At 67.1% G+C, this 17,764-nt stretch carries 16 protein-coding genes; 9 read left to right on the top strand and 7 right to left on the bottom strand.

The genetic code is table 11. The annotated features are described in order from the left end of the window. The first annotated feature begins 48 nt into the window (after positions 1-48). The 3 genes from RCO38_RS15270 to RCO38_RS15260 all read left to right on the top strand — a co-directional run bounded on the left by RCO38_RS15270 (position 49) and on the right by RCO38_RS15260 (position 3,438). A complete protein-coding gene (locus tag RCO38_RS15270; protein ID WP_308329197.1) occupies positions 49-1,626 on the top strand; it encodes a methyl-accepting chemotaxis protein in 1,578 nt (525 codons plus the stop codon). Positions 1,627-1,716: 90 nt separating this feature from the next. Then, complete coding sequence (gene chrA / locus RCO38_RS15265; protein ID WP_308329196.1) at positions 1,717-3,081, top strand: chromate efflux transporter; 1,365 nt, start codon at positions 1,717-1,719, stop codon at positions 3,079-3,081. 15 nt (positions 3,082-3,096) lie between these two features. Continuing rightward, positions 3,097-3,438, top strand: coding sequence for a rhodanese-like domain-containing protein (locus tag RCO38_RS15260; RefSeq protein ID WP_308329195.1), 342 nt, complete (start codon positions 3,097-3,099; stop codon positions 3,436-3,438). Between the two features lie 15 nt (positions 3,439-3,453). Here the strand turns inward: RCO38_RS15260 and RCO38_RS15255 are convergent, their stop codons facing one another. After that, the gene (locus RCO38_RS15255) at positions 3,454-4,365 is read right to left on the bottom strand and encodes a sugar phosphate isomerase/epimerase family protein (protein ID WP_308329194.1); all 912 of its coding nucleotides are present in this window, start codon (positions 4,363-4,365) and stop codon (positions 3,454-3,456) included. A 3-nt stretch (positions 4,366-4,368) separates the two neighbouring features. After that, positions 4,369-5,289: a 4-hydroxyphenylpyruvate dioxygenase gene (locus tag RCO38_RS15250; RefSeq protein ID WP_308329193.1), complete on the bottom strand. Its 921-nt coding sequence runs from the start codon at positions 5,287-5,289 to the stop codon at positions 4,369-4,371. A 163-nt stretch (positions 5,290-5,452) separates the two neighbouring features. On the opposite strand from RCO38_RS15250, the gene RCO38_RS15245 reads away from it, so the two are divergent. After that, on the top strand, positions 5,453-6,241 hold the full coding sequence (locus RCO38_RS15245) for an IclR family transcriptional regulator domain-containing protein (protein ID WP_308329192.1): 789 nt from the start codon (positions 5,453-5,455) through the stop codon (positions 6,239-6,241). Here RCO38_RS15245 and RCO38_RS15240 read toward each other — a convergent pair. Further along, complete coding sequence (locus tag RCO38_RS15240; protein WP_308329191.1) at positions 6,238-7,446, bottom strand: MFS transporter; 1,209 nt, start codon at positions 7,444-7,446, stop codon at positions 6,238-6,240. The genes RCO38_RS15245 and RCO38_RS15240 overlap by 4 nt on opposite strands. Next, complete coding sequence (aroC, locus tag RCO38_RS15235; RefSeq protein WP_308329190.1) at positions 7,400-8,500, bottom strand: chorismate synthase; 1,101 nt, start codon at positions 8,498-8,500, stop codon at positions 7,400-7,402. Before aroC ends, RCO38_RS15240 begins: the two co-directional genes overlap by 47 nt. A gap of 101 nt (positions 8,501-8,601) precedes the next feature. On the opposite strand from aroC, the gene RCO38_RS15230 reads away from it, so the two are divergent. Next, on the top strand, positions 8,602-9,036 hold the full coding sequence (locus tag RCO38_RS15230; RefSeq protein WP_308329189.1) for a cupin domain-containing protein: 435 nt from the start codon (positions 8,602-8,604) through the stop codon (positions 9,034-9,036). Between the two features lies 1 nt (position 9,037). Here RCO38_RS15230 and RCO38_RS15225 read toward each other — a convergent pair whose 3' ends face one another. Continuing rightward, positions 9,038-9,694, bottom strand: coding sequence for a glutathione S-transferase (locus RCO38_RS15225; RefSeq protein WP_308329188.1), 657 nt, complete (start codon positions 9,692-9,694; stop codon positions 9,038-9,040). Between the two features lie 130 nt (positions 9,695-9,824). Between RCO38_RS15225 and RCO38_RS15220 the strand changes: the two genes are divergently transcribed. Then, complete coding sequence (locus tag RCO38_RS15220; RefSeq protein ID WP_308329187.1) at positions 9,825-11,042, top strand: polyhydroxyalkanoate depolymerase; 1,218 nt, start codon at positions 9,825-9,827, stop codon at positions 11,040-11,042. 61 nt (positions 11,043-11,103) lie between these two features. Here RCO38_RS15220 and RCO38_RS15215 read toward each other — a convergent pair whose 3' ends face one another. Then, on the bottom strand, positions 11,104-11,574 hold the full coding sequence (locus tag RCO38_RS15215) for a CBS domain-containing protein (RefSeq protein ID WP_308329186.1): 471 nt from the start codon (positions 11,572-11,574) through the stop codon (positions 11,104-11,106). 122 nt (positions 11,575-11,696) lie between these two features. Here RCO38_RS15215 and RCO38_RS15210 point away from each other — a divergent pair, with 122 nt between their 5' ends. The 3 genes from RCO38_RS15210 to RCO38_RS15200 all read left to right on the top strand — a co-directional run bounded on the left by RCO38_RS15210 (position 11,697) and on the right by RCO38_RS15200 (position 17,282). Next, positions 11,697-13,007: an O-acetylhomoserine aminocarboxypropyltransferase gene (locus RCO38_RS15210; RefSeq protein ID WP_308329185.1), complete on the top strand. Its 1,311-nt coding sequence runs from the start codon at positions 11,697-11,699 to the stop codon at positions 13,005-13,007. Next, positions 13,007-13,831 carry an alpha/beta fold hydrolase gene (locus RCO38_RS15205; RefSeq protein WP_308329184.1) on the top strand — a complete coding sequence of 275 codons (825 nt, stop codon included), beginning with the start codon at positions 13,007-13,009 and terminating at the stop codon, positions 13,829-13,831. Before RCO38_RS15210 ends, RCO38_RS15205 begins: the two co-directional genes overlap by 1 nt. A 130-nt stretch (positions 13,832-13,961) precedes the next feature. Beyond that, complete coding sequence (locus RCO38_RS15200; protein WP_308329183.1) at positions 13,962-17,282, top strand: two-component regulator propeller domain-containing protein; 3,321 nt, start codon at positions 13,962-13,964, stop codon at positions 17,280-17,282. On the opposite strand, the gene RCO38_RS15195 is transcribed toward RCO38_RS15200, so the two are convergent. Next, the gene (locus RCO38_RS15195) at positions 17,266-17,634 is read right to left on the bottom strand and encodes a DUF2917 domain-containing protein (protein WP_308329182.1); all 369 of its coding nucleotides are present in this window, start codon (positions 17,632-17,634) and stop codon (positions 17,266-17,268) included. The genes RCO38_RS15200 and RCO38_RS15195 overlap by 17 nt on opposite strands. Positions 17,635-17,764 lie beyond the last annotated feature (130 nt).

The raw sequence follows: 17,764 nt of genomic DNA, 5'->3' as shown, positions 1-17,764 counted from the left end.
CGCCATTCCGGCGCGCGAGTCCTCCGAACGTGCTCCTGGAGTGATCCCATGAATCAACCGGTTCGCGTTCGCACCCAGTTGCTGCTGCTGTGCGCGATGTTCATCGTTCTTCTGATGGGGATTGGCGCCTTTGGCCTCGGGCAGGCGATGACCCAGAGCCGGTCGATGCGCTCGATGTATGCGGACCGCGTGGTGCCTCTGCGCCAGATCAAGGTGATCTCGGACATGTACGCGGTCAACATCGTCGACACCGCCCACAAGTTCGCCGACGGATCGCTCACCCCCGCCCAGGCCAGGGCATCGGTCGAGCAGGCGCGAACGGCGATCGACACCGAGTGGAAGGCCTATCTGTCGACCTATCTCGTGCCGGAGGAAACGGTGATCATCGACCGCCTCAAGCCCCTGATGGCCGCCGCTGACGCCACGCTGCCTGCGCTGATGAAGCTGATCGACGCCAATGACCGGCAAGGGGTGGCCCATTTCCGCGAGCGCGAGATGTACCCGGTGTTCGATCCGATGCAGGGGGTGATCGGCGACCTGATCGGCCTGCAGCTGAGGGTCTCGGAAGCCATGTACAGCGAATCGGAGGCCGGGGTCCAGACGCTGGTGCTGGGCATGGTGGGTGCCACCATGACCTCCGTCGCTCTCGGCGTGGCGGCCTCGTTGTGGATCACCTGGCGCCTCACGCACCAGCTGGGTGCCGAGCCGCACGAGGTGCGGGCCGTGGCCGAAGCGGTCGCGGACGGTGACCTCACCCGGGCAATCAAGGTGCGTCCCGGGTACGAATCGAGCGTGATGGCGTCCATGCAGAACATGACCCGGAACCTGGCCCGCATCGTGGCCGAAGTCCGACACAACGCCGACAGTGTCAGCACGGCCAGCGGCGAAATCGCCCAGGGCACACAGGACCTGAGTCAGCGCTCGGAAGAACAGGCCAGCGCGCTGGAGGAAACCGCCGCCTCGATGGAGCAGATCAGTGCCACCGTGCGCCACAGCACCGACCATGCGGCACAGGCCGACGGATTGGCGCGCAAGGCGGCTGCGGACGCTGCGGAGAGCGGCGAACTGGTGGCGCGCATGGCGCAGACCATGCAGGCCATCGACGCCGCTTCGAACCGGATCACCGACATCGTCGGAGTGATCGATGGCATCGCCTTCCAGACCAACATCCTGGCGCTCAACGCGGCCGTCGAGGCCGCCCGGGCGGGTGAACAGGGGCGGGGCTTCGCGATCGTCGCAGGAGAGGTCCGGATGCTGGCCCAGCGCAGCGCCGAGGCGGCGCGCGAGGTGCGCAGCCTGATCCACAGCAGCCACGAACAGGTGGAACAGGGCACGGAGCTGACGACCCACGCCGCGGCCAGTGTGCAGCATTCCGCCGCGGCCATCCAGCGTCTGAGCCAGCTGATGGCCGAGATCAGCACCTCGATCCGGGAACAGAACGACGGGCTGGAGCAGATCAACGTGGCGGTCGGCCAGATGGACCAGACCACGCAGCAGAACGCCGCCCTGGTCGAACAGAGCGCCGCGGCGTCGGCCAGCCTGCGCGACCAGGCCAGCCGGCTGGTGAAGGCGGTGGCGGGTTTTCGTTTGCCGCTCCGCAACCAGCCCGATATGATCCGCGCCTGATCCTCGGGGATCCGGCAGCCTCCCCGCTTCAAGACGCCTTCGTCCAAGGTCTGCTCCAATCCGGGCTCCCCGCCCGATGGAGAACTGTTTGTGGACCAGCCTCAGCGTCAAGCCCCTGATCTTTCGCCGACCCCGCCCCCCGCGCCGGTCACCCTGGCCCAGGCCGTGCCGTACTGGCTGCGGCTCGGCTTCCTCAGCTTCGGCGGCCCGGCCGGCCAGATCGCGCTCATGCACCGCGACCTGGTGGACGAGAAGCGATGGATTTCCGAGAAGCGCTTCCTGCACGCGCTGAACTACTGCATGGTGCTGCCCGGGCCGGAGGCGCAGCAGCTGGCCACCTACATCGGCTGGCTGATGCACCGCACCTGGGGCGGCGTGCTGGCCGGGGCGCTGTTCGTATTGCCCTCGCTGTTCATCCTGATCGCGCTGTCGTGGATCTACCTGGCCTTCGGCGACACGCCGCTGGTGGCCGGGCTGTTCTACGGCATCAAGCCCGCCGTGGTGGCACTGGTGGTGCAGGCGGTGCACCGCATCGGCGGGCGCACGCTGCGCAACGGCTGGATGTGGGCCATCGCGGTGGCGGCCTTCATCGCGATCTTTGCGCTGCAGGTGCCCTTCCCGGCCATCGTCGCGGGCGCGGCGCTGGTGGGCTGGGTCGGCAGCCGTGTCGCGCCGCAGGCGTTCCGCGGTGGCGGCGGACATGGCTCGGCCAAGTCCACCGGCCGGCCCGCGCTGATCGACGACCACACGCCCACGCCCGACCACGCCCGGTTCCGCTGGGGCCGGCTGGCAGTGGTGCTGCTGGCGGGAGCACTGCTGTGGTGTGTGCCGATGGGGCTGCTGACAGCCGGCTTCGGCTGGACACACCCCTTCACCCAGATGGGCTGGTTCTTCACCAAGGCCGCCCTGCTGACCTTCGGCGGCGCCTACGCCGTGCTGCCCTATGTCTACCAGGGTGCCGTGGTGCACCACGGCTGGCTCACGCCCACGCAGATGATCGACGGCCTGGCGCTGGGCGAGACCACGCCCGGCCCGCTGATCATGGTGGTGGCCTTCGTCGGCTTCGTCGGCGGCTACACGAAAGCGCTGTTCGGGCCGGACGCGCTGTTCCTGGCCGGCGCCATGGCCGCCGCGCTGGTGACCTGGTTCACCTTCCTGCCCTCGTTCATCTTCATCCTCGCGGGCGGTCCGCTGGTCGAGTCCACGCACGACGACCTGAAATTCACCGCCCCGCTGGCCGGCATCACCGCCGCCGTGGTCGGCGTGATCCTGAACCTCGCGCTGTTCTTCGCCTGGCACACCTGGTGGCCCCGGGGGGCCGAAGGCGGCGTCGACTGGGTGGCCGTGGGCCTTTCGCTGCTGGCGGCGGTGGCACTGATCCGCTACCAGCAGAAGGTGGTGCATGTGATCGCCGCCTGCGCGCTGCTGGGCCTGCTGGCCCATTCGCTGACCTGAGCCCGGCACTCCACCATGAATGCCCTCTCATCCGAAGCCCTGGCCCAGGCCCTGTCGGGCGACCCTGCACCGCTGCTGCTGGACGTGCGGCGTGCCGCTGCGAGAAACCAGTCGGGTCGGCAAATAGCCGGCGCCGAATGGCGCGACCCCGCCCTGTGGCTGGAGTGGAAAGACGGGGTCGCCGCGCGTGGCCGGTTGTGCCCCGTGGTGCTCTACTGCGCCCACGGGCAGGAGATCAGCCAGGCGCTGACCACCGCGCTGCAGGTCCTGGGGGCGCGGGCCGTGTTTCTGGAAGGCGGTTACGCCGCGTGGACCAACGCCGGTGGCGTCTGCGAGCCGCTGCCGCCGGCCGGATGAACGTCTGCGCTGGCTTCAGTCCACCGACTTCAACCGCATCTGGTTGGGCAACGGCACCGAGCGGCGCAGCACGTCCTCGGCCAGCCAGAGCGCGGCGCGCTTGCCGCGCTCGGCCACCATGGGCAGCGGCATCTGCTGGTAATCGTCGTTGAAGACCTCGAAGCTGTAGTCGCCCGCGTAGCCCAGCTTGTCCAGCCGCAGCACCAGGTCCACGATCTGCTCGCTGTGCACGCCCTCGCCGGGGAAGACGCGGAAGGTGCGCGCGGTCGCCATGCGCTCCTCGAAGGTCTTGGTCTCCTGCCACATGAAGTCGGAGAGCTGCACCAGGAAGATCTTGCTCGGGTCGAGGTAGTCGATCTCGTCCAGCGCGGTCTTGGCCGCGAAGATGTGGAACGAGTCCAGACCGATGCCGAGGTTGGGGCAGTCGGCGCGGCAGACCACGTCCCACGCGGTGGTGAACTCGTTGATGGTGCGCCCCCAGGACAGGCCTTCGTACGCAATCCGGATGCCCAGCGGCAGCGCCAGCATGGCGAGCTTGCGCAGGTCACGCGCCAGGTGGTCAGGATCCTGCGTGGCGTGGGCCGAGGTGGACGAGCAGGCCAGAAGCACCTTGCAGTCCAGCGCCGCGCACATCTCCAGCATCGCCTTGGCGATGTCGATCTTGTAGTGGTGCAGGTGGCCCGAAAGGCCCTCAAAATCGCGCAGCACCTGGAAGCCGGTGCCGCGCAGGCCGCTGGCCTTGACGGCCGCGACGGCGGCCTCGATGCCCCCCGGGTGGCCGTTGATGTCGTTGGCCTTGAGCATGACTTGCGAAAAACCCGCGGCCTTCATGGCGGCGAGCTTGGCTTCGAGCGGGCCGGCCAGCGTGATGGTGTCCATGCCGAAGCCGGCGATGGCCTCGGCGATGGCGGCTTGGGTGGGTTTCATCGCTCAGCCTCCGGCGCGCTCGCTGTGCACCAGCTCGAACACCACCGAGCCCAGGTAGGTCTTGGTGATCGCGCCGCGCTGTTCGGTGTGGGCCGCCTCGGTCTCGACGAACTCCACGCCCAGCGTCCGCAGCGCCTTCACGGCCGCCAACACGTCGGGCACGCCCAGGCCGATGCGCTGCAGCTTCTCGTCGGCGTCGTGCACGTTCACCGGCGGCTCGACCAGCTGCAGCATGAAGCGCTTGGACGGGTCCAGCGCCGGGGTGCGCAGCAGCGTGCCCTTGGGCATGATGCCGAAGCGCTGGTCGTCGGGAATCAGTTCCGTGCCGAACAGTTCGTCGTAGAAGGCGATCCAGTCGTTGCTGCGCTCGGGGCCGATGTACTGCACGACGCCAAAGAAGTGGATGCCGGCCGTGGCCGGCGGGTGCTGGTCGACGGTGGGGATGGGCACGAAGTCCACGTCGTAGATCGAGAACTCCTTGTAGCGGTCCACGAAGTAGATGCGGCTGCCACCCGCGCCGTGGATGGCCGGGATGTTCAGTTCCATCACCTCGGCGTGCGTCGGCACCGACCAGGCACCGCGCTCGATCACATAGTGGTAGGCCGCGCGGGCGTCGCGCACGCGCAGCGCCATGGCCGAGATCGAGGGCACGTCGCTGCCGTGGCTGGCGCCCTGGGCGTCGCTGGGGTGGGCGTTGACGACGATGTTCAGGTCGCCCTGCCGGTAGAGCAGGATCTCGCGCGAGCGGTGCCGCGCCACCGGGCGGAACCCCATCATCTCCAGCACCTGGCCCAAAGCCTGGGGCTTGGTGGTCGCGTATTCGATGAACTCGATGCCGTCCAGGCCCAGCGGGTTGGCGGCGTCGCTGAACGACGCCTGCAGGGGCTCGCGGCTGGCTGCGTGGTTGAGCAGCAGATCACTCATGTTCCGGTCTCCATCAGGGTTGGGGGCGCGGCCACGCCGCACGCCGCTTGGGATGCCAGACCTCACTGTAGGCGCCAGGCGTCGCGGGAGGGCTTCGGTGCGACGTTCTTTGGTTCGATAATCGAACGCTCCATTTCGCTCATCGCACGATATCAGGGTTTTCATGTCTCTGAACCTGCCCACCTGGAACGCCCCGCCGCTGGAGAAGCGCGACTGGATCGCCGGCCTTGAAAAAGGTCTGGCGGTCATCGAAGCCTTCGACGACCAGCACCCGCGCCTGACCGCCAGCCAGGCCGGCACCCGCTGTGGCCTCACGCGCACCGCCGCCCGGCGCTACCTGCTGACGCTGGCGCACCTGGGCTATGTGGGCACCGACGGCAAGCTGTTCTGGCTCACGCCGCGCATCATGCGGCTGGGCCACGCCTACCTCGAGTCGGCACGCCTGCCGCGGCTGGTGCAGCCCTTCCTGCAGCGCATCGCGGGCGGCACGCAGGAAATCGCCTACCTGGGCGTGATCGACGGGGACGACGCGGTCTACATCGCGCGCAGCGGCTCGCAGCGCCACATGTACGCCGGCTACATGCTGGGTTCGCGTGTGCCGGCGCAGGTGACGGCCGCCGGCATGGCCATTCTCTCGGCCGCGGGCGAGGCGGTGTCGGACGCCTGGCTGGAGCAGCACACGCTGCGCGCCTTCACCTCCTTCACCGTCTCCAGCAAAGACCAGCTGCGCAGCGAGCTCCAGCGCTGCCGGCGCCAGGGCTGGGCGCTGTCGGAACAGCAGCTGGAGCTGAACCACCGCGGCATTGCGGTGCCGCTGCTGGACCGCAACAACGAGGTGCACGGCGCGATCAGCATCACCATGCCGATCAACCAAGAAAGCAGCGAAGACGCGGTCAAGCGGGTGCTGCCGGTGCTGCAGGAGGCGGCGCGCGGCCTGCGCAACCTGATCTAGGCGCGGTGGTCGAGCCGGCGCAGGCGCCAGGCGCACAGCGTGGCCACCCCTGCCAGCGCGCCGGCCAGCCAGAACACGCTGGCCAAGCCCAGTGCCGAGGACAGCACACCGCCGCCCAGGCCGCCCAGCGTGCCCGGCAGGCCGTAGCCGATCACGGTGTAGAGCGCCTGGCCGCGCCCACGCAGCCGGCCGGGGAAGTGGTGCGAGATCAGCGCGATGCACACCGTGTGGTGTGCCGCGAAGGTGATCGCGTGTAGCGCCTGCGCCGCCAGCAGCAGCGGCCAGACCTGTGGCAAGCCGGCGGTGAGGCCCATGCGCAGCGCCATCAGCGCCGAGGCCAGCACCAGCCAGCCGGTCAGACTCAGCCGCGGCAGCCAGCGCCCCTGGGTGAAGAACCAGCCGATCTCGATCAGCACCGACACCGCCCACAGCAGGCCGATCACCGTCTTGCTGTAGCCCAGGCTGTCCAGATAGAGCGAGAAGAAGACGTAGATCGCGATGTGCGAGAGGATGTGGAAAAACACCGACGCAAAGAACCAGCGCACCGCCGGTTGCCGGAGCAAAGGCCAGATGGCCGGGTGGTCGTCCTCGTGGTGCCCCGCCTCCTTGTGGTCGGGCAGCCACCAGACACTGGCCACCACCGCCAGCAGGGTCACCAGCGTCCAGGCCGGGAAGTGGCCCAGGCCGAAGTGTTCGAACCACCCGCCGGCCACCATCACCGTGACCAGAAAGCCCAGCGAGCCCCAGAGCCGCACACGCCCGTAGCGTCGGGCATCGAACGCTCCGCCCTGGCTGACCAGGTGGGCCAGCGCCGCCTCGCTCATGGGCATCATGGCGCTGGTGTGGGTGAACATCAGCAGCAGCACCAGGAACAGCGCCACCGGCCCGAGCGGGAACCACAGCGCCAGCGAAAACAGCAGCGCCGCGGTGGCGCCGTAGCGCAGCAGCTTGACGCGCTCGCCCGTGCGGTCGGAGAGCGTGCCCCAGGCATAGGGCGCAAACAGGCGCGTGGCCGACTGCACCGAGGTCAGCACGCTGATGGCCAGCAGCCCGAACCCCAGGTCCTTCAGCCAGAGCGGCAGGTAGGGATTGAAGAAGCCGATGTGCGCGAAGTAGCTGGCCGATAAAGCAGCAAACGGCAGCAGTTGCTTGCGCTGCTCAGGCACGACCGGCGGCAGCGATGTCGGGTGTGGTGACCTGAACATCCCCGCACTGCGCGCGATGACGCAGCGCGTGGTCCATCACCACCAGGGCCAGCAGGGCTTCCATGATGGGCGCGGCGCGGATGCCCACGCAGGGGTCGTGGCGGCCCTTGGTGATCACCTCGGTCGGCTGGCCGGCCACATCGATGGAGTCGCGCGGGATGAGGATGGAGCTGGTGGGTTTGATGGCGACCGACACGTCCAGGTCCTGCCCGGTGCTGATGCCGCCGAGCACGCCGCCGGCCTTGTTGCCCACGAAGCCACCGGGCGTCAGCGAGTCGCCGTGCGTCGAGCCCTTGTCGGCCACCGACGCGAAGCCGGCGCCGATTTCCACACCCTTGACCGCGTTCAGGCCCATCATGGCGTAGGCGATGTCGGCGTCCAGCTTGTCGTACAGCGGCTGGCCCAGGCCCACCGGCATGTTCCTGGCCACCACGCGCAGGCGCGCGCCGCACGAATCGCCGCTCTTGCGCAGCGCATTCATGTAGTCCTCCAGCGCCGAGACGTCGGCCACCGGGGCGAAGAACGGGTTCTCGGGCACGTGGTCCCAGCTCTCGAAACCGATCGGCAGCTCGCCGATCTGCGTCATGCAGGCGTGGAAGCTGGTGCCGAATTTTTCCTTCAGCCATTTCCTGGCGACCGCGCCGGCCGCCACCGTGGGCGCCGTCAGGCGGGCCGAGCTGCGGCCACCGCCGCGCGGGTCGCGGATGCCGTATTTCTGCCAGTAGGCGTAGTCGGCGTGGCCGGGACGGAAGGTCTGCAGGATGTTGCCGTAGTCCTTGCTGCGCTGGTCGGTGTTGCGGATCAACAGGGCGATCGGCGTGCCGGTGGTCCGCCCTTCGTAGACACCACTGAGGATCTCGACGGCGTCGGGTTCGTTGCGCTGGGTGACGAACTTGCTGGTGCCGGGCCGGCGACGGTCCAGGTCGTGCTGGATATCGGCCTCGGTCAATGCCATGCCCGGCGGGCAGCCGTCGATCACGCAGCCGATGGCCGGGCCGTGGGATTCACCGAAGTTGGTGACGCAAAACAGGGTGCCGAAGGTGTTGCCGCTCATAGGGACCCGATTATCCCAGAGGCCCCTGGCGGCTTTGGCGCGCTTCGTGCATCGCGCAGCGCGCAGCCATTTCGCTGCCCCACACACGGAAGGAGCGCACCATGCTGGACAAGACAGGCACCCTCTTCTCGCACGTCAAGCCTTCGGACACCTCATTTCAGGGCGGCGGCCTGCGCGACTTCTTCCTCTACCGCGACCTGGGCGTGGCGCAGGCCACACACGGCAAGGTGGTCGCCCATCTGGTCAAGGCCAACCTGCCGCCGGAGAACAGCGGTGGCACCGGCTGGCACCGGCACGAGGCCGACTTCCAGATCGTGATCATGACCAAGGGCTGGGCCAAGTTCATGTACGAGGACCAGGTGACGCTGGTCGAGGCCGGCGACGTGGTGCACCAGCGCCCGGGCATCCGCCACTACCTGTTCGACTACTCGCCCGACATGGAGTACCTGGAAATCGTCTCGCCGGCCGACTTCAAGACCGTGGATGTGGACCCGGTCTGCGACATCCCGGAACTGGCGACCTGGACCGAACCCTGAGTCAGAACTCCGCGTCGAGCTCGTCGATCTCGTCGGGCTCTTCTTCCGCCGCCTTCACCCACTCCTGCATCGCCGGCAAGGCCATGACGGTCTCGCAGTAGGCGACGCAGGGCAAGTCGATGGCCACGTCGTAGGTGATGAAGCGCGTCACCACCGGCGCGAACATGGCGTCGGCGATGCAGGGTCTGTCTCCGAACAGATAAGGCCCGCCGTAGGTGTCGAGGCACTCGTTCCAGATCGCCTCGATGCGGTCGATGTCGGCCTGCGCGCGCGACCAGACCTTGAAGCCTGGAAAGTGGGCCTTGATGTTCATCGGCAGCGAACTGCGCAGGGCCGAGAAGCCCGAATGCATCTCGCCGCAGATGGCACGGCAATGTGCGCGCGCCTTGCGGTCGGCCGGCAGCAGCCCGGCCTTGGGCCTGACCTCGTGGAGGTATTCGCCGATCGCCAGCGTGTCCCAGACGTGAATGCCGTCGTGGTCCAGCGAGGGCACGCGCATGGACGCCGAAAGCAGCAGCATCTCGGCCTTCATGGCCGGGTCGTCGGGCGGGATGACGTGCTCGTCGAAGTCCAGCTTCGCCAGCCTGCACATGAGCCATCCACGCAAGGCCCAGGCGCCATAGTTCTTGCTGCTGATGGTGAGTACCGCTTTGGCCATGACGTGCTCCTCTGTGCACCGAGGTCTCGCAAGCCCTGTGCCATGGATGGGCAAGAGCCGCGCACCGGTGCGGTGCAGAGCACTCTGGCCCGGGAATTGCCTGCGACCGCTCATCCCACCAGGAAACACCATGCTCTACCAGGCCTATCAGCTCCAGACCGATCTGGGTTCCCCGCTGCGCCTGATGGCCCAGCACCTGAGCGCCGCCCTCTGGCTGCAGAAGACCGAGCGCAGCCTGCTGCGGCAGGTGTCCGCGGCCTGTGAGGTGATTTCGCGCCTGCGCCTGACCCACACCCGGCCCGCCTATGGCATCGATGCCGTCCAGATCGGCGGGCGCAGCGTCCCGGTGATCGAAGAAAACGTGCTGAAGCTGCCCTTCGGCAGCCTGCTGCGGTTCCGCAGGGACGACCCCTCGCTGGCCGGACAGCCCAGGGTGCTGCTCGCGGCCCCGCTGTCGGGGCATTTCGCCACCCTGCTGCGCGAGACGGTGCGCACGCTGCTGCAGGATCACGAGGTCTGGATCACCGACTGGCACAACGCACGCGACGTGTCGCTGCGCCACGGGGCCTTCGGTCTGGATGACTACATCGCCTACATGATCCGCTTCATGGAAGCCGTGGGCGAAGGCGCCCATGTCGTCGCCGTGTGCCAGCCCTGCGTGGCCGCCCTGGCCGCCACCGCGGTGATGGCCGAGGAGCAGCACCCGGCCACGCCACGCAGCCTCACGCTCATGGCTGGCCCGGTGGACTGCCGCATCAACCCGACCGAGGTCAACCGGCTGGCCACCAGCAAGCCCATCGAATGGTTCGAGAAGAACCTGATCAGCCACGTGCCGCTCCCGCACAAGGGCGTGATGCGGCGCGTCTACCCTGGCTTCGTGCAGCTCTCGGCGTTCATGAGCATGAACCTGGAGCGCCACCAGCAGTCTTTCCGGCACCTGTACGAACATCTGGTCGAGGGCCGCACCGAAGAAGCCCGCACGATCCAGACCTTCTACGACGAGTACCTGGCCGTCAACGACCTGCCGGCCGAGTTCTACCTGGAAACGGTAGAGAAGGTGTTCCAGACCTACGACCTGGCCGTGGGCACGCTGCAGTACCGGGGACGCACCGTGAACCCTGCGGCCATCCGCCGCACCGCGCTGATGACCGTGGAAGGCGAGCGCGACGACATCTGCTCGGTAGGCCAGACCGTGGCCGCGCAGGACCTCTGCGTCAACGTGCGGCCCTACCTCAAGACCCACCACATCCAGACCGGAGTGGGCCACTACGGCGTATTCAGCGGCCGCAAGTGGAACCAGCAGATCTACCCGCGCGTGCGCGAGCACATCCACGGCGCATCGGGTTGAGCCGCTCCACAAACAGGAACGCCCCGCAAGCGGGGCGTTTTTTCATCCAGTCACCAACGGATCAGGGGAAGTTCGGCTCGCTCTTGCCTTCGGGCTCTTCTTCCGGCCAGTCGCGGATATACGCCTTGAGCATCTTGTTCTCGAAGTTCTGGGCGTCCACCACGGCCTTGGCCACGTCGTAGAAGCTGATCACGCCCATGAGCATGCGGTTCTCGATCACCGGCATGTAGCGGGCGTGGCGGTCGAGCATCATGCGGCGCACTTCGTCCATCTCGGTGGCCATGGTGCAGGTCAGCGGACCCGGGTCCATGGCTCGGTAGACGGTGGTGCCGCCCAACTGGCCGCCGTTCTTGACCAGCGTCTTGATGACCTCGCGGAAGGTCAGCATGCCCACCACCAGGCCATTGGACATCACCACCAGCGAGCCGATGTCCTTCTCGTCCATGAGCTTGACGGCGTCGGCCAGGGTGTCCTCGGGGGTGACGGTGTACAGGGCGTTGCCCTTGACGCGCAGGATGTCGCTGACCTTCATGGCATTTCTCCTCAGGATGGATGCTGTCGCCGGCTGAGCAGGCGTGGCAATGAATATAGCCCACAATCGGCGCGAACAACACACCGGGTTCGCCCGGACACGTTACCTTCGGAGACACACGCATGCCCGGCCATTCCGACCCCGGCTTCGACACCCTCGCGCTGCACGCCGGCGCCGCCCCCGACCCGTCCACCGGCGCCCGCGCCGTGCCCATCCACCTGACCACCTCGTTCGTCTTCGAATCGAGCGACCACGCCGCGGCCCTGTTCAACCTGGAGCGCGCCGGCCACGTCTACAGCCGCATCAGCAACCCGACCAACGCGGTGTTCGAGCAGCGCATGGCGGCGCTCGAAGGCGGCATCGGCGCCATCAGTGTGGCCAGCGGCCAGGCCGCCCTGCACCTCTCCATTGCCACCCTCATGGGCGCGGGCTCGCACATCGTCGCCAGCACCGCGCTGTACGGCGGCAGCCAGAATCTGCTGCACTACACGCTGCGCCGCTTCGGCATCGAAACCACCTTCGTGAAGCCCGGCGACATCGACGGCTGGAAGGCCGCTGTGCGGCCCAACACCAAACTGTTCTTCGGCGAGACCGTGGGCAACCCGGGCCTGGACGTGCTGGACATCCCGACCGTGGCGCAGATCGCGCACGAAGCCAAGGTGCCGCTGCTGGTGGACAGCACGCTGACCACGCCCTACCTGATCAAGCCCTTCGAGCACGGCGCCGACCTGGTCTACCACTCGGCCACCAAGTTCCTCAGCGGCCACGGCACCGTCATCGGAGGCGTGGTGGTCGACGCCGGCAGTTTCGACTGGGACGCCTCGGGCCAATTCCCCGGGCTGACCGAACCCTACGACGGCTTCCACGGCATGACCTTCAGCGAAGAAAGCACGGTGGGCGCCTTCCTGCTGCGCGCGCGCCGCGAAGGCCTGCGCGACTTCGGCGCCTGCCTGAGCCCGCACAGCGCCTGGCTGATCCTTCAGGGGCTGGAAACCCTCTCGCTGCGCATGGAACGCCACATGTCCAACACCGAGAAGGTGGTGCAGTTCCTGGCCAGCCATCCGCTGGTGGGCCGCGTCGGCCACCCGCTGCTGGATTCGCACTCCAGCCACACGCTGGCCAACAAGCTGCTCCGGCACGGCGCCAAAGGGGCCGGCTCGGTGTTCAGCTTCGACATCAAGGGCAGCCGCGAACAGGGCAAGGCCTTCATCGAAGCGCTCAAGATCTTCAGCCACCTCGCCAACGTGGGCGACTGCCGATCGCTGGTGATCCACCCGGCCTCGACCACGCACTTCCGCATGAGCGACGAGGCGCTGGCAGGCGCCGGCATCGGCCCGGGCACGATACGTCTGTCCATCGGCCTGGAAGACCCTCATGATCTGATCGACGACCTCAAGCGCGCGCTCAAGGCCGCGGAAAAGGCAGGTGCGTGATGGAACTCCAAGTCCACGGTGTCCACACCTATTGCTACACCGGCGGCAAGCCTTTCGACCCTGCCAAGCCCACCGTGGTCTTCATCCACGGCGTGCTCAACGACCACAGCGTCTGGGGCCTGCAAAGCCGTTACCTCGCGAACCACGGTTTCAACGTGCTGGCTGTGGACCTGCCGGGCCACTGCAGGAGCGGCGGCGAAGCGCCGTCCACGGTGGAAGAAGCGGCCGATTTCATCGGCGCCCTGCTCGACGCCGCAGGTGTTCAGAAGGCCGCGCTGGTCGGCCACAGCTGGGGCTCGCTGATCGCGATGGAAGCGGCAGCGCGCCTGAAAGACCGCATCACCCACACGGTGCTGGTCGGCACGGCCTTCCCGATGAAGGTGTCACCGGCACTGATCGAGGCTTCGCTGAACGAGCCCGAGAAGGCGCTGACCATGGTCAACGTGTTCTCGCGCTCGACCCTGGCAGCGCCGCCCTCGGCACTGGGCCCGGGCACCTGGGTCTACGGCGCCGGCATGGCGCTGGGCCGGCGCGTGCTGCGCAGCAACCCCAAGGTCAATGTGTTCCACCGCGGCTTCGTGGCCTGCGACCGCTACGCGGGCGGTGAGGCCGCCATGGCGGCACTCACTTGCCCGGTGCTGTTCCTGCTCGGCGGCCAGGACCAGATGACGCAACCGAAGGCGGCACAGGGCCTGATCAAGGCCGCCAGGGAGGCCGGCAAGGCGGTGCAGGTCGTGACCCTGCCGGTCGGCCATCACCAGATGACCGAGACCCCGGACCTGACCCTGTTCGCGATCCGCGACTTCCTCAAGCTCAACCGCTGACATCCGGAAGGCGGGGTGTGCCCGACACCTCGCCAGCAGGACGCGTGGCCATTTGTCAAATACCGGCAGGACTGCAATACTGACATGTAGCGAAAAGTAAATGCCAGACTGCACCTGATTGGTGACACAAGTGACGAACGCTTCCGCATCCTTGGCAGCGCTGATCGCGCCCTTTCTTGTGGTGCTGGCGCTGGTGGGCTCGGCGGCCACCCCGGTCCATGCCCGTGGCAACCCGGATGTCGTTCAACTGGTCGTCATGACCGGCAAGGACAGTCAGTTCACCGCTCTCAATGGGGAAGCGGGGCTGCCCTCTGGAAATGTGTATGGCATGTCCCAGGACACCCAGGGCTTCCTGTGGTTTGCAACCGGCGACGGTCTGAGCCGCCACGACGGCTATGCCTTTCGAAACTTCAGGTTTGATCGCAACAACCCCGATAGCCTGGCGCACAACACCGTCGTCTCCATACTCCCCGGGCGAAACGGGGTGTTGTGGCTGGGCACCACCGGTGGCGGGGTCGACCGGTTCGACCCCGCCACCGAGACCTTCACGCACTATCGCCACGACCCGACCAGCCCCACCAGTCTGAGCAGCAACAGCATCTCCAGAAAAGGCCTGGTGGAGGATCCGCAGGGTGTGCTCTGGGTGGCCACCAACGACAGCGGCCTCAACCGGATCGATCTGCGCACCGGTGCCGTGACCTACTTCCGCCACGACCCGCAAAACGCCAACAGCCTGAGCAGCAACAACCTCGAAAGCGTCTACCAGGACTCGGAGCGGACACTCTGGATCGGGACGGCGGACGCGGGACTCAACCGGCTGGATCCGGTCACAGGCAGGGTCACCCGGTACACCTCGCGCCCCGAAGATCCGCAGACGCTGCCGGACCCGCGCGTGCATGCGGTCCACGAGGACCGCGCCGGGCGGTTTTGGGTGTTGACGAGCGGGGGCTTGGCCTCGCTGGATCGCCCCACCGGCCGATTCACACGCCACCCCATTGCGACCGGACTGCGGGACGCGGCCAGTCTCAATGCGGTCAAGGATCTCCATGAGGATGCACAGGGCATCCTCTGGCTGGGCACCGAAGGCGCAGGGGTCCTGAAATTCGACCCGGCACAGCGCCAACTCGTGCAATACAAGCACGACCCTTCCGACCCCCACAGCCTGCGCAACAACTTCATCAGCTCGTTCTTGGAAGACCCCTCCGGGACGCTGTGGGTGGGCACCCTGGGCGGCGGGGCGAACAAGCTCTCCACAAGGCCTCCCAAGTTTGACCGCCACCGGCACGGGCAGAACGCCAACAGTGTGGCCGACAACTTCATCCTGTCCGTCTTCGAGGACCGCAACGGCATCGTGTGGATCGGCAACGACCGAACCCTCAATCGATGGGATCGCTCGACCAACACCTGGCGGACCTTTCGCAACGACCCCAATGATCCGACCAGCATCTCCAATGGTTCGGTGACGGCCACCCAGGAGGACCCGGACGGCACGCTCTGGTTCGGCTCCTACAACGGCGGGCTGAACCGTTTCGACCCCAGGACCAACCGCTTCAGGGCCTACCGGGCGTCCCCGAGCAACCCCCATGCCCTCAGCGACGACATCATCCGCGCGCTTTTCCGCGACTCCAAGGGCGTCCTTTGGGCGGGAGGCTGGAACAACGGACTCAGCCGCTTTGATCGCAGCTCGGAAACGTTCCGGCAGTTCCGGCACGACCCCGGCACCCCGGACAGTCTGGGAGGCGGTTCGGTCACCGACATCTACGAAGACCGGGCACAGACCCTGTGGGTGGCGACGGAAGGTGGTGGACTCAACCGGTTCGACCCGGTGACAGAGACCTTCCAGCGGTACCGGAGCGATCCGAAAAACCTGGCCAGCCTGCCCGACGACGCCGTGCGGGTCCTGCTTGAAGACCAGCGCGGCCGGTTCTGGGTAGGCACTTCGGGCGGCCTGTGCGTGTTCGACCGGGGCAAAGGCAGCTGCACGGTGGTCTACACACAGAAGGAGGGGCTGCCGAACAACACCATCGAAGGCATCCTGGAGGACAAGCGGGGCAACCTCTGGATCAGCACCAACAACGGTCTGTCCCGCTTCAACCCCGAGACAGGAACCTTCCGCAACTACGACGTGCTGGACGGACTGCAAAGCAACGAGTTCAACGTCTTCACGGCCTTTCACAAGAGCGAGCGGACCGGCGAGATGTACTTCGGCGGCATCAACGGCTTCAACGTCTTCGATCCGGCACACATAGCGGACAACCCGTTTGTGCCGCCGGTGGTGCTCACCGATTTCCGGCTGTTCGGCAAGTCCGTGCCCGTCGGCGGACAGTCGGTGCTGGAGAAGAACATCAACCGGACGGCGTCGCTGACCCTGCCCCACTTCCAGAACAGCCTGTCGTTCGAGTTCGCTGCGCTGAGCTACGTCGCACCGACCAGAAACCGGTACCGCTACCGGCTGCAAGGCTTCGAAACGGACTGGCGGGAGGTCAACAGCACCGAGCGCCTGGCGGTCTACACCAGCCTGCCGTCCGGCAACTTCCTGTTCCAGGTGCAGGGATCGAACGAGGATGGCGTGTGGAACAACGAAGGCGCCCAACTCGCCATCACCATCACCCCGCCCTGGTGGGCCGCCTGGTGGTTCCTGGGGCTCGCGCTGTTGCTGCTGCTGGGCGCGGTCTACAGCGCCGACCGCCTGCGCATCAACCGCATCCGGCGATACAGCCAGCAGCTGGAGCGGCAGGTGTCCGAGCGCACCGCGGAGCTGGCTGCCAAGAACAAGGAGCTGGAGGCCTTCTCCTCATCCGTCTCGCACGACCTGCGCGCACCGCTGCGCCACATCGACGGCTACCTGTCCCTGCTCCAGGACAGCGCCGGGCCGGTACTGGGCGACGAGGATCGTCGGTATGTCGACATGATGTTCAAGGCCACCCAGCGCATGAAGTTGCTGATCGACGATCTGCTGTCCTTCTCGCGCATGAGCAACCAGGAGATGCAAAAGACCGCCGTGGACCTGGGCGGTCTGGTGGCCGATGTGCTCGCCGAGATGGCACAGGAAACCAGCGGTCGGGACATCCAATGGAACATTGCCGAACTGCCGGTGGTGACCGGTGACCAAGCCATGCTGCGCGTGGTGCTGGTCAACCTGATCGCCAACGCGCTGAAGTACACGCGCAAGCGCGAGCGCGCAGAGATCACCATCGGCTGCCTGCCCGGGCAGCCCGACGAGGTGGTGGTCTTCGTCAAAGACAACGGCGCGGGCTTCGACATGCAGTACCGCGGCAAACTGTTCGGTGTCTTCCAGCGCCTGCACCGCATGGAGGAGTTCGACGGCGTCGGCATCGGTCTGGCCACCGTGTTCAGGGTGGTGTCCCGGCACGGAGGCCGGGCATGGGCCGAAGGCGAAGTCGACGTCGGTGCGACCTTCTATTTTTCACTGCCTACGAAGAGCGCCTGACCAGGGCCGGGCCCAGCGCACCGAGCCTGCGCCCCATGGCCGCCCACATCCCTTGCAGCGCCACCAGGATGCGCGGGCGTGGGCGCGCAGGCACCAGCGACACCAGTTGGTACTCGCTGTACGCCTCGGGCGCACCACCTTGCGGCCTGGGCTCGGCGTCGGCGCCGATCACGACCCAGTCCTGCAGCAGGTCGACAACCGAACCCGGCCCGAGGAACAGGTCCTGCGCCATGTTCGGCTGGGTCAGCCAGAGCCGGCCGCTGACCACGCGCAGGCGCATGCCGGCGCTGGCGTGGATCACGCGGGTCTGCAGCGGAAACAGGCGGGTGGGGGTGGGCTGGCTGGAGGACATGTCGGACCTTTCTTGAATGAGGCCCCACTGTCCGGTGTTCCGCCCCATCGAAACAGACACAGGTCGCTGGCAGCATGTCCGCTCAGCACCACACAGATCCGCATCTGTGTGGTCGGTTTGCCGCCCAACT

Origin of the sequence: Hydrogenophaga pseudoflava (genome assembly GCF_031020795.1) — a bacterium.
Classification (GTDB): Bacteria; Pseudomonadota; Gammaproteobacteria; order Burkholderiales; family Burkholderiaceae_C; genus Hydrogenophaga; species Hydrogenophaga pseudoflava_A.
The sequence above is the reverse complement of the archived record's forward strand: the minus strand, read 5'-3'. Positions and strand labels throughout refer to the sequence as shown.

Excerpts from the sequence above, each read along its gene's own strand:
- RCO38_RS15270 (WP_308329197.1), top strand. The coding sequence starts at position 49 with ATGAATCAACCGGTTCGCGTTCGCACCCAGTTGCTGCTGCTGTGCGCG.
- RCO38_RS15260 (WP_308329195.1), top strand. The coding sequence starts at position 3,097 with ATGAATGCCCTCTCATCCGAAGCCCTGGCCCAGGCCCTGTCGGGCGAC.
- RCO38_RS15255 (WP_308329194.1), bottom strand. The coding sequence starts at position 4,365 with ATGAAACCCACCCAAGCCGCCATCGCCGAGGCCATCGCCGGCTTCGGC.
- RCO38_RS15250 (WP_308329193.1), bottom strand. The coding sequence starts at position 5,289 with ATGAGTGATCTGCTGCTCAACCACGCAGCCAGCCGCGAGCCCCTGCAG.
- RCO38_RS15245 (WP_308329192.1), top strand. The coding sequence starts at position 5,453 with ATGTCTCTGAACCTGCCCACCTGGAACGCCCCGCCGCTGGAGAAGCGC.
- RCO38_RS15240 (WP_308329191.1), bottom strand. The coding sequence starts at position 7,446 with ATGTTCAGGTCACCACACCCGACATCGCTGCCGCCGGTCGTGCCTGAG.
- aroC (WP_308329190.1), bottom strand. The coding sequence starts at position 8,500 with ATGAGCGGCAACACCTTCGGCACCCTGTTTTGCGTCACCAACTTCGGT.
- RCO38_RS15230 (WP_308329189.1), top strand. The coding sequence starts at position 8,602 with ATGCTGGACAAGACAGGCACCCTCTTCTCGCACGTCAAGCCTTCGGAC.
- RCO38_RS15225 (WP_308329188.1), bottom strand. The coding sequence starts at position 9,694 with ATGGCCAAAGCGGTACTCACCATCAGCAGCAAGAACTATGGCGCCTGG.
- RCO38_RS15220 (WP_308329187.1), top strand. The coding sequence starts at position 9,825 with ATGCTCTACCAGGCCTATCAGCTCCAGACCGATCTGGGTTCCCCGCTG.
- RCO38_RS15215 (WP_308329186.1), bottom strand. The coding sequence starts at position 11,574 with ATGAAGGTCAGCGACATCCTGCGCGTCAAGGGCAACGCCCTGTACACC.
- RCO38_RS15210 (WP_308329185.1), top strand. The coding sequence starts at position 11,697 with ATGCCCGGCCATTCCGACCCCGGCTTCGACACCCTCGCGCTGCACGCC.
- RCO38_RS15205 (WP_308329184.1), top strand. The coding sequence starts at position 13,007 with ATGGAACTCCAAGTCCACGGTGTCCACACCTATTGCTACACCGGCGGC.
- RCO38_RS15195 (WP_308329182.1), bottom strand. The coding sequence starts at position 17,634 with ATGTCCTCCAGCCAGCCCACCCCCACCCGCCTGTTTCCGCTGCAGACC.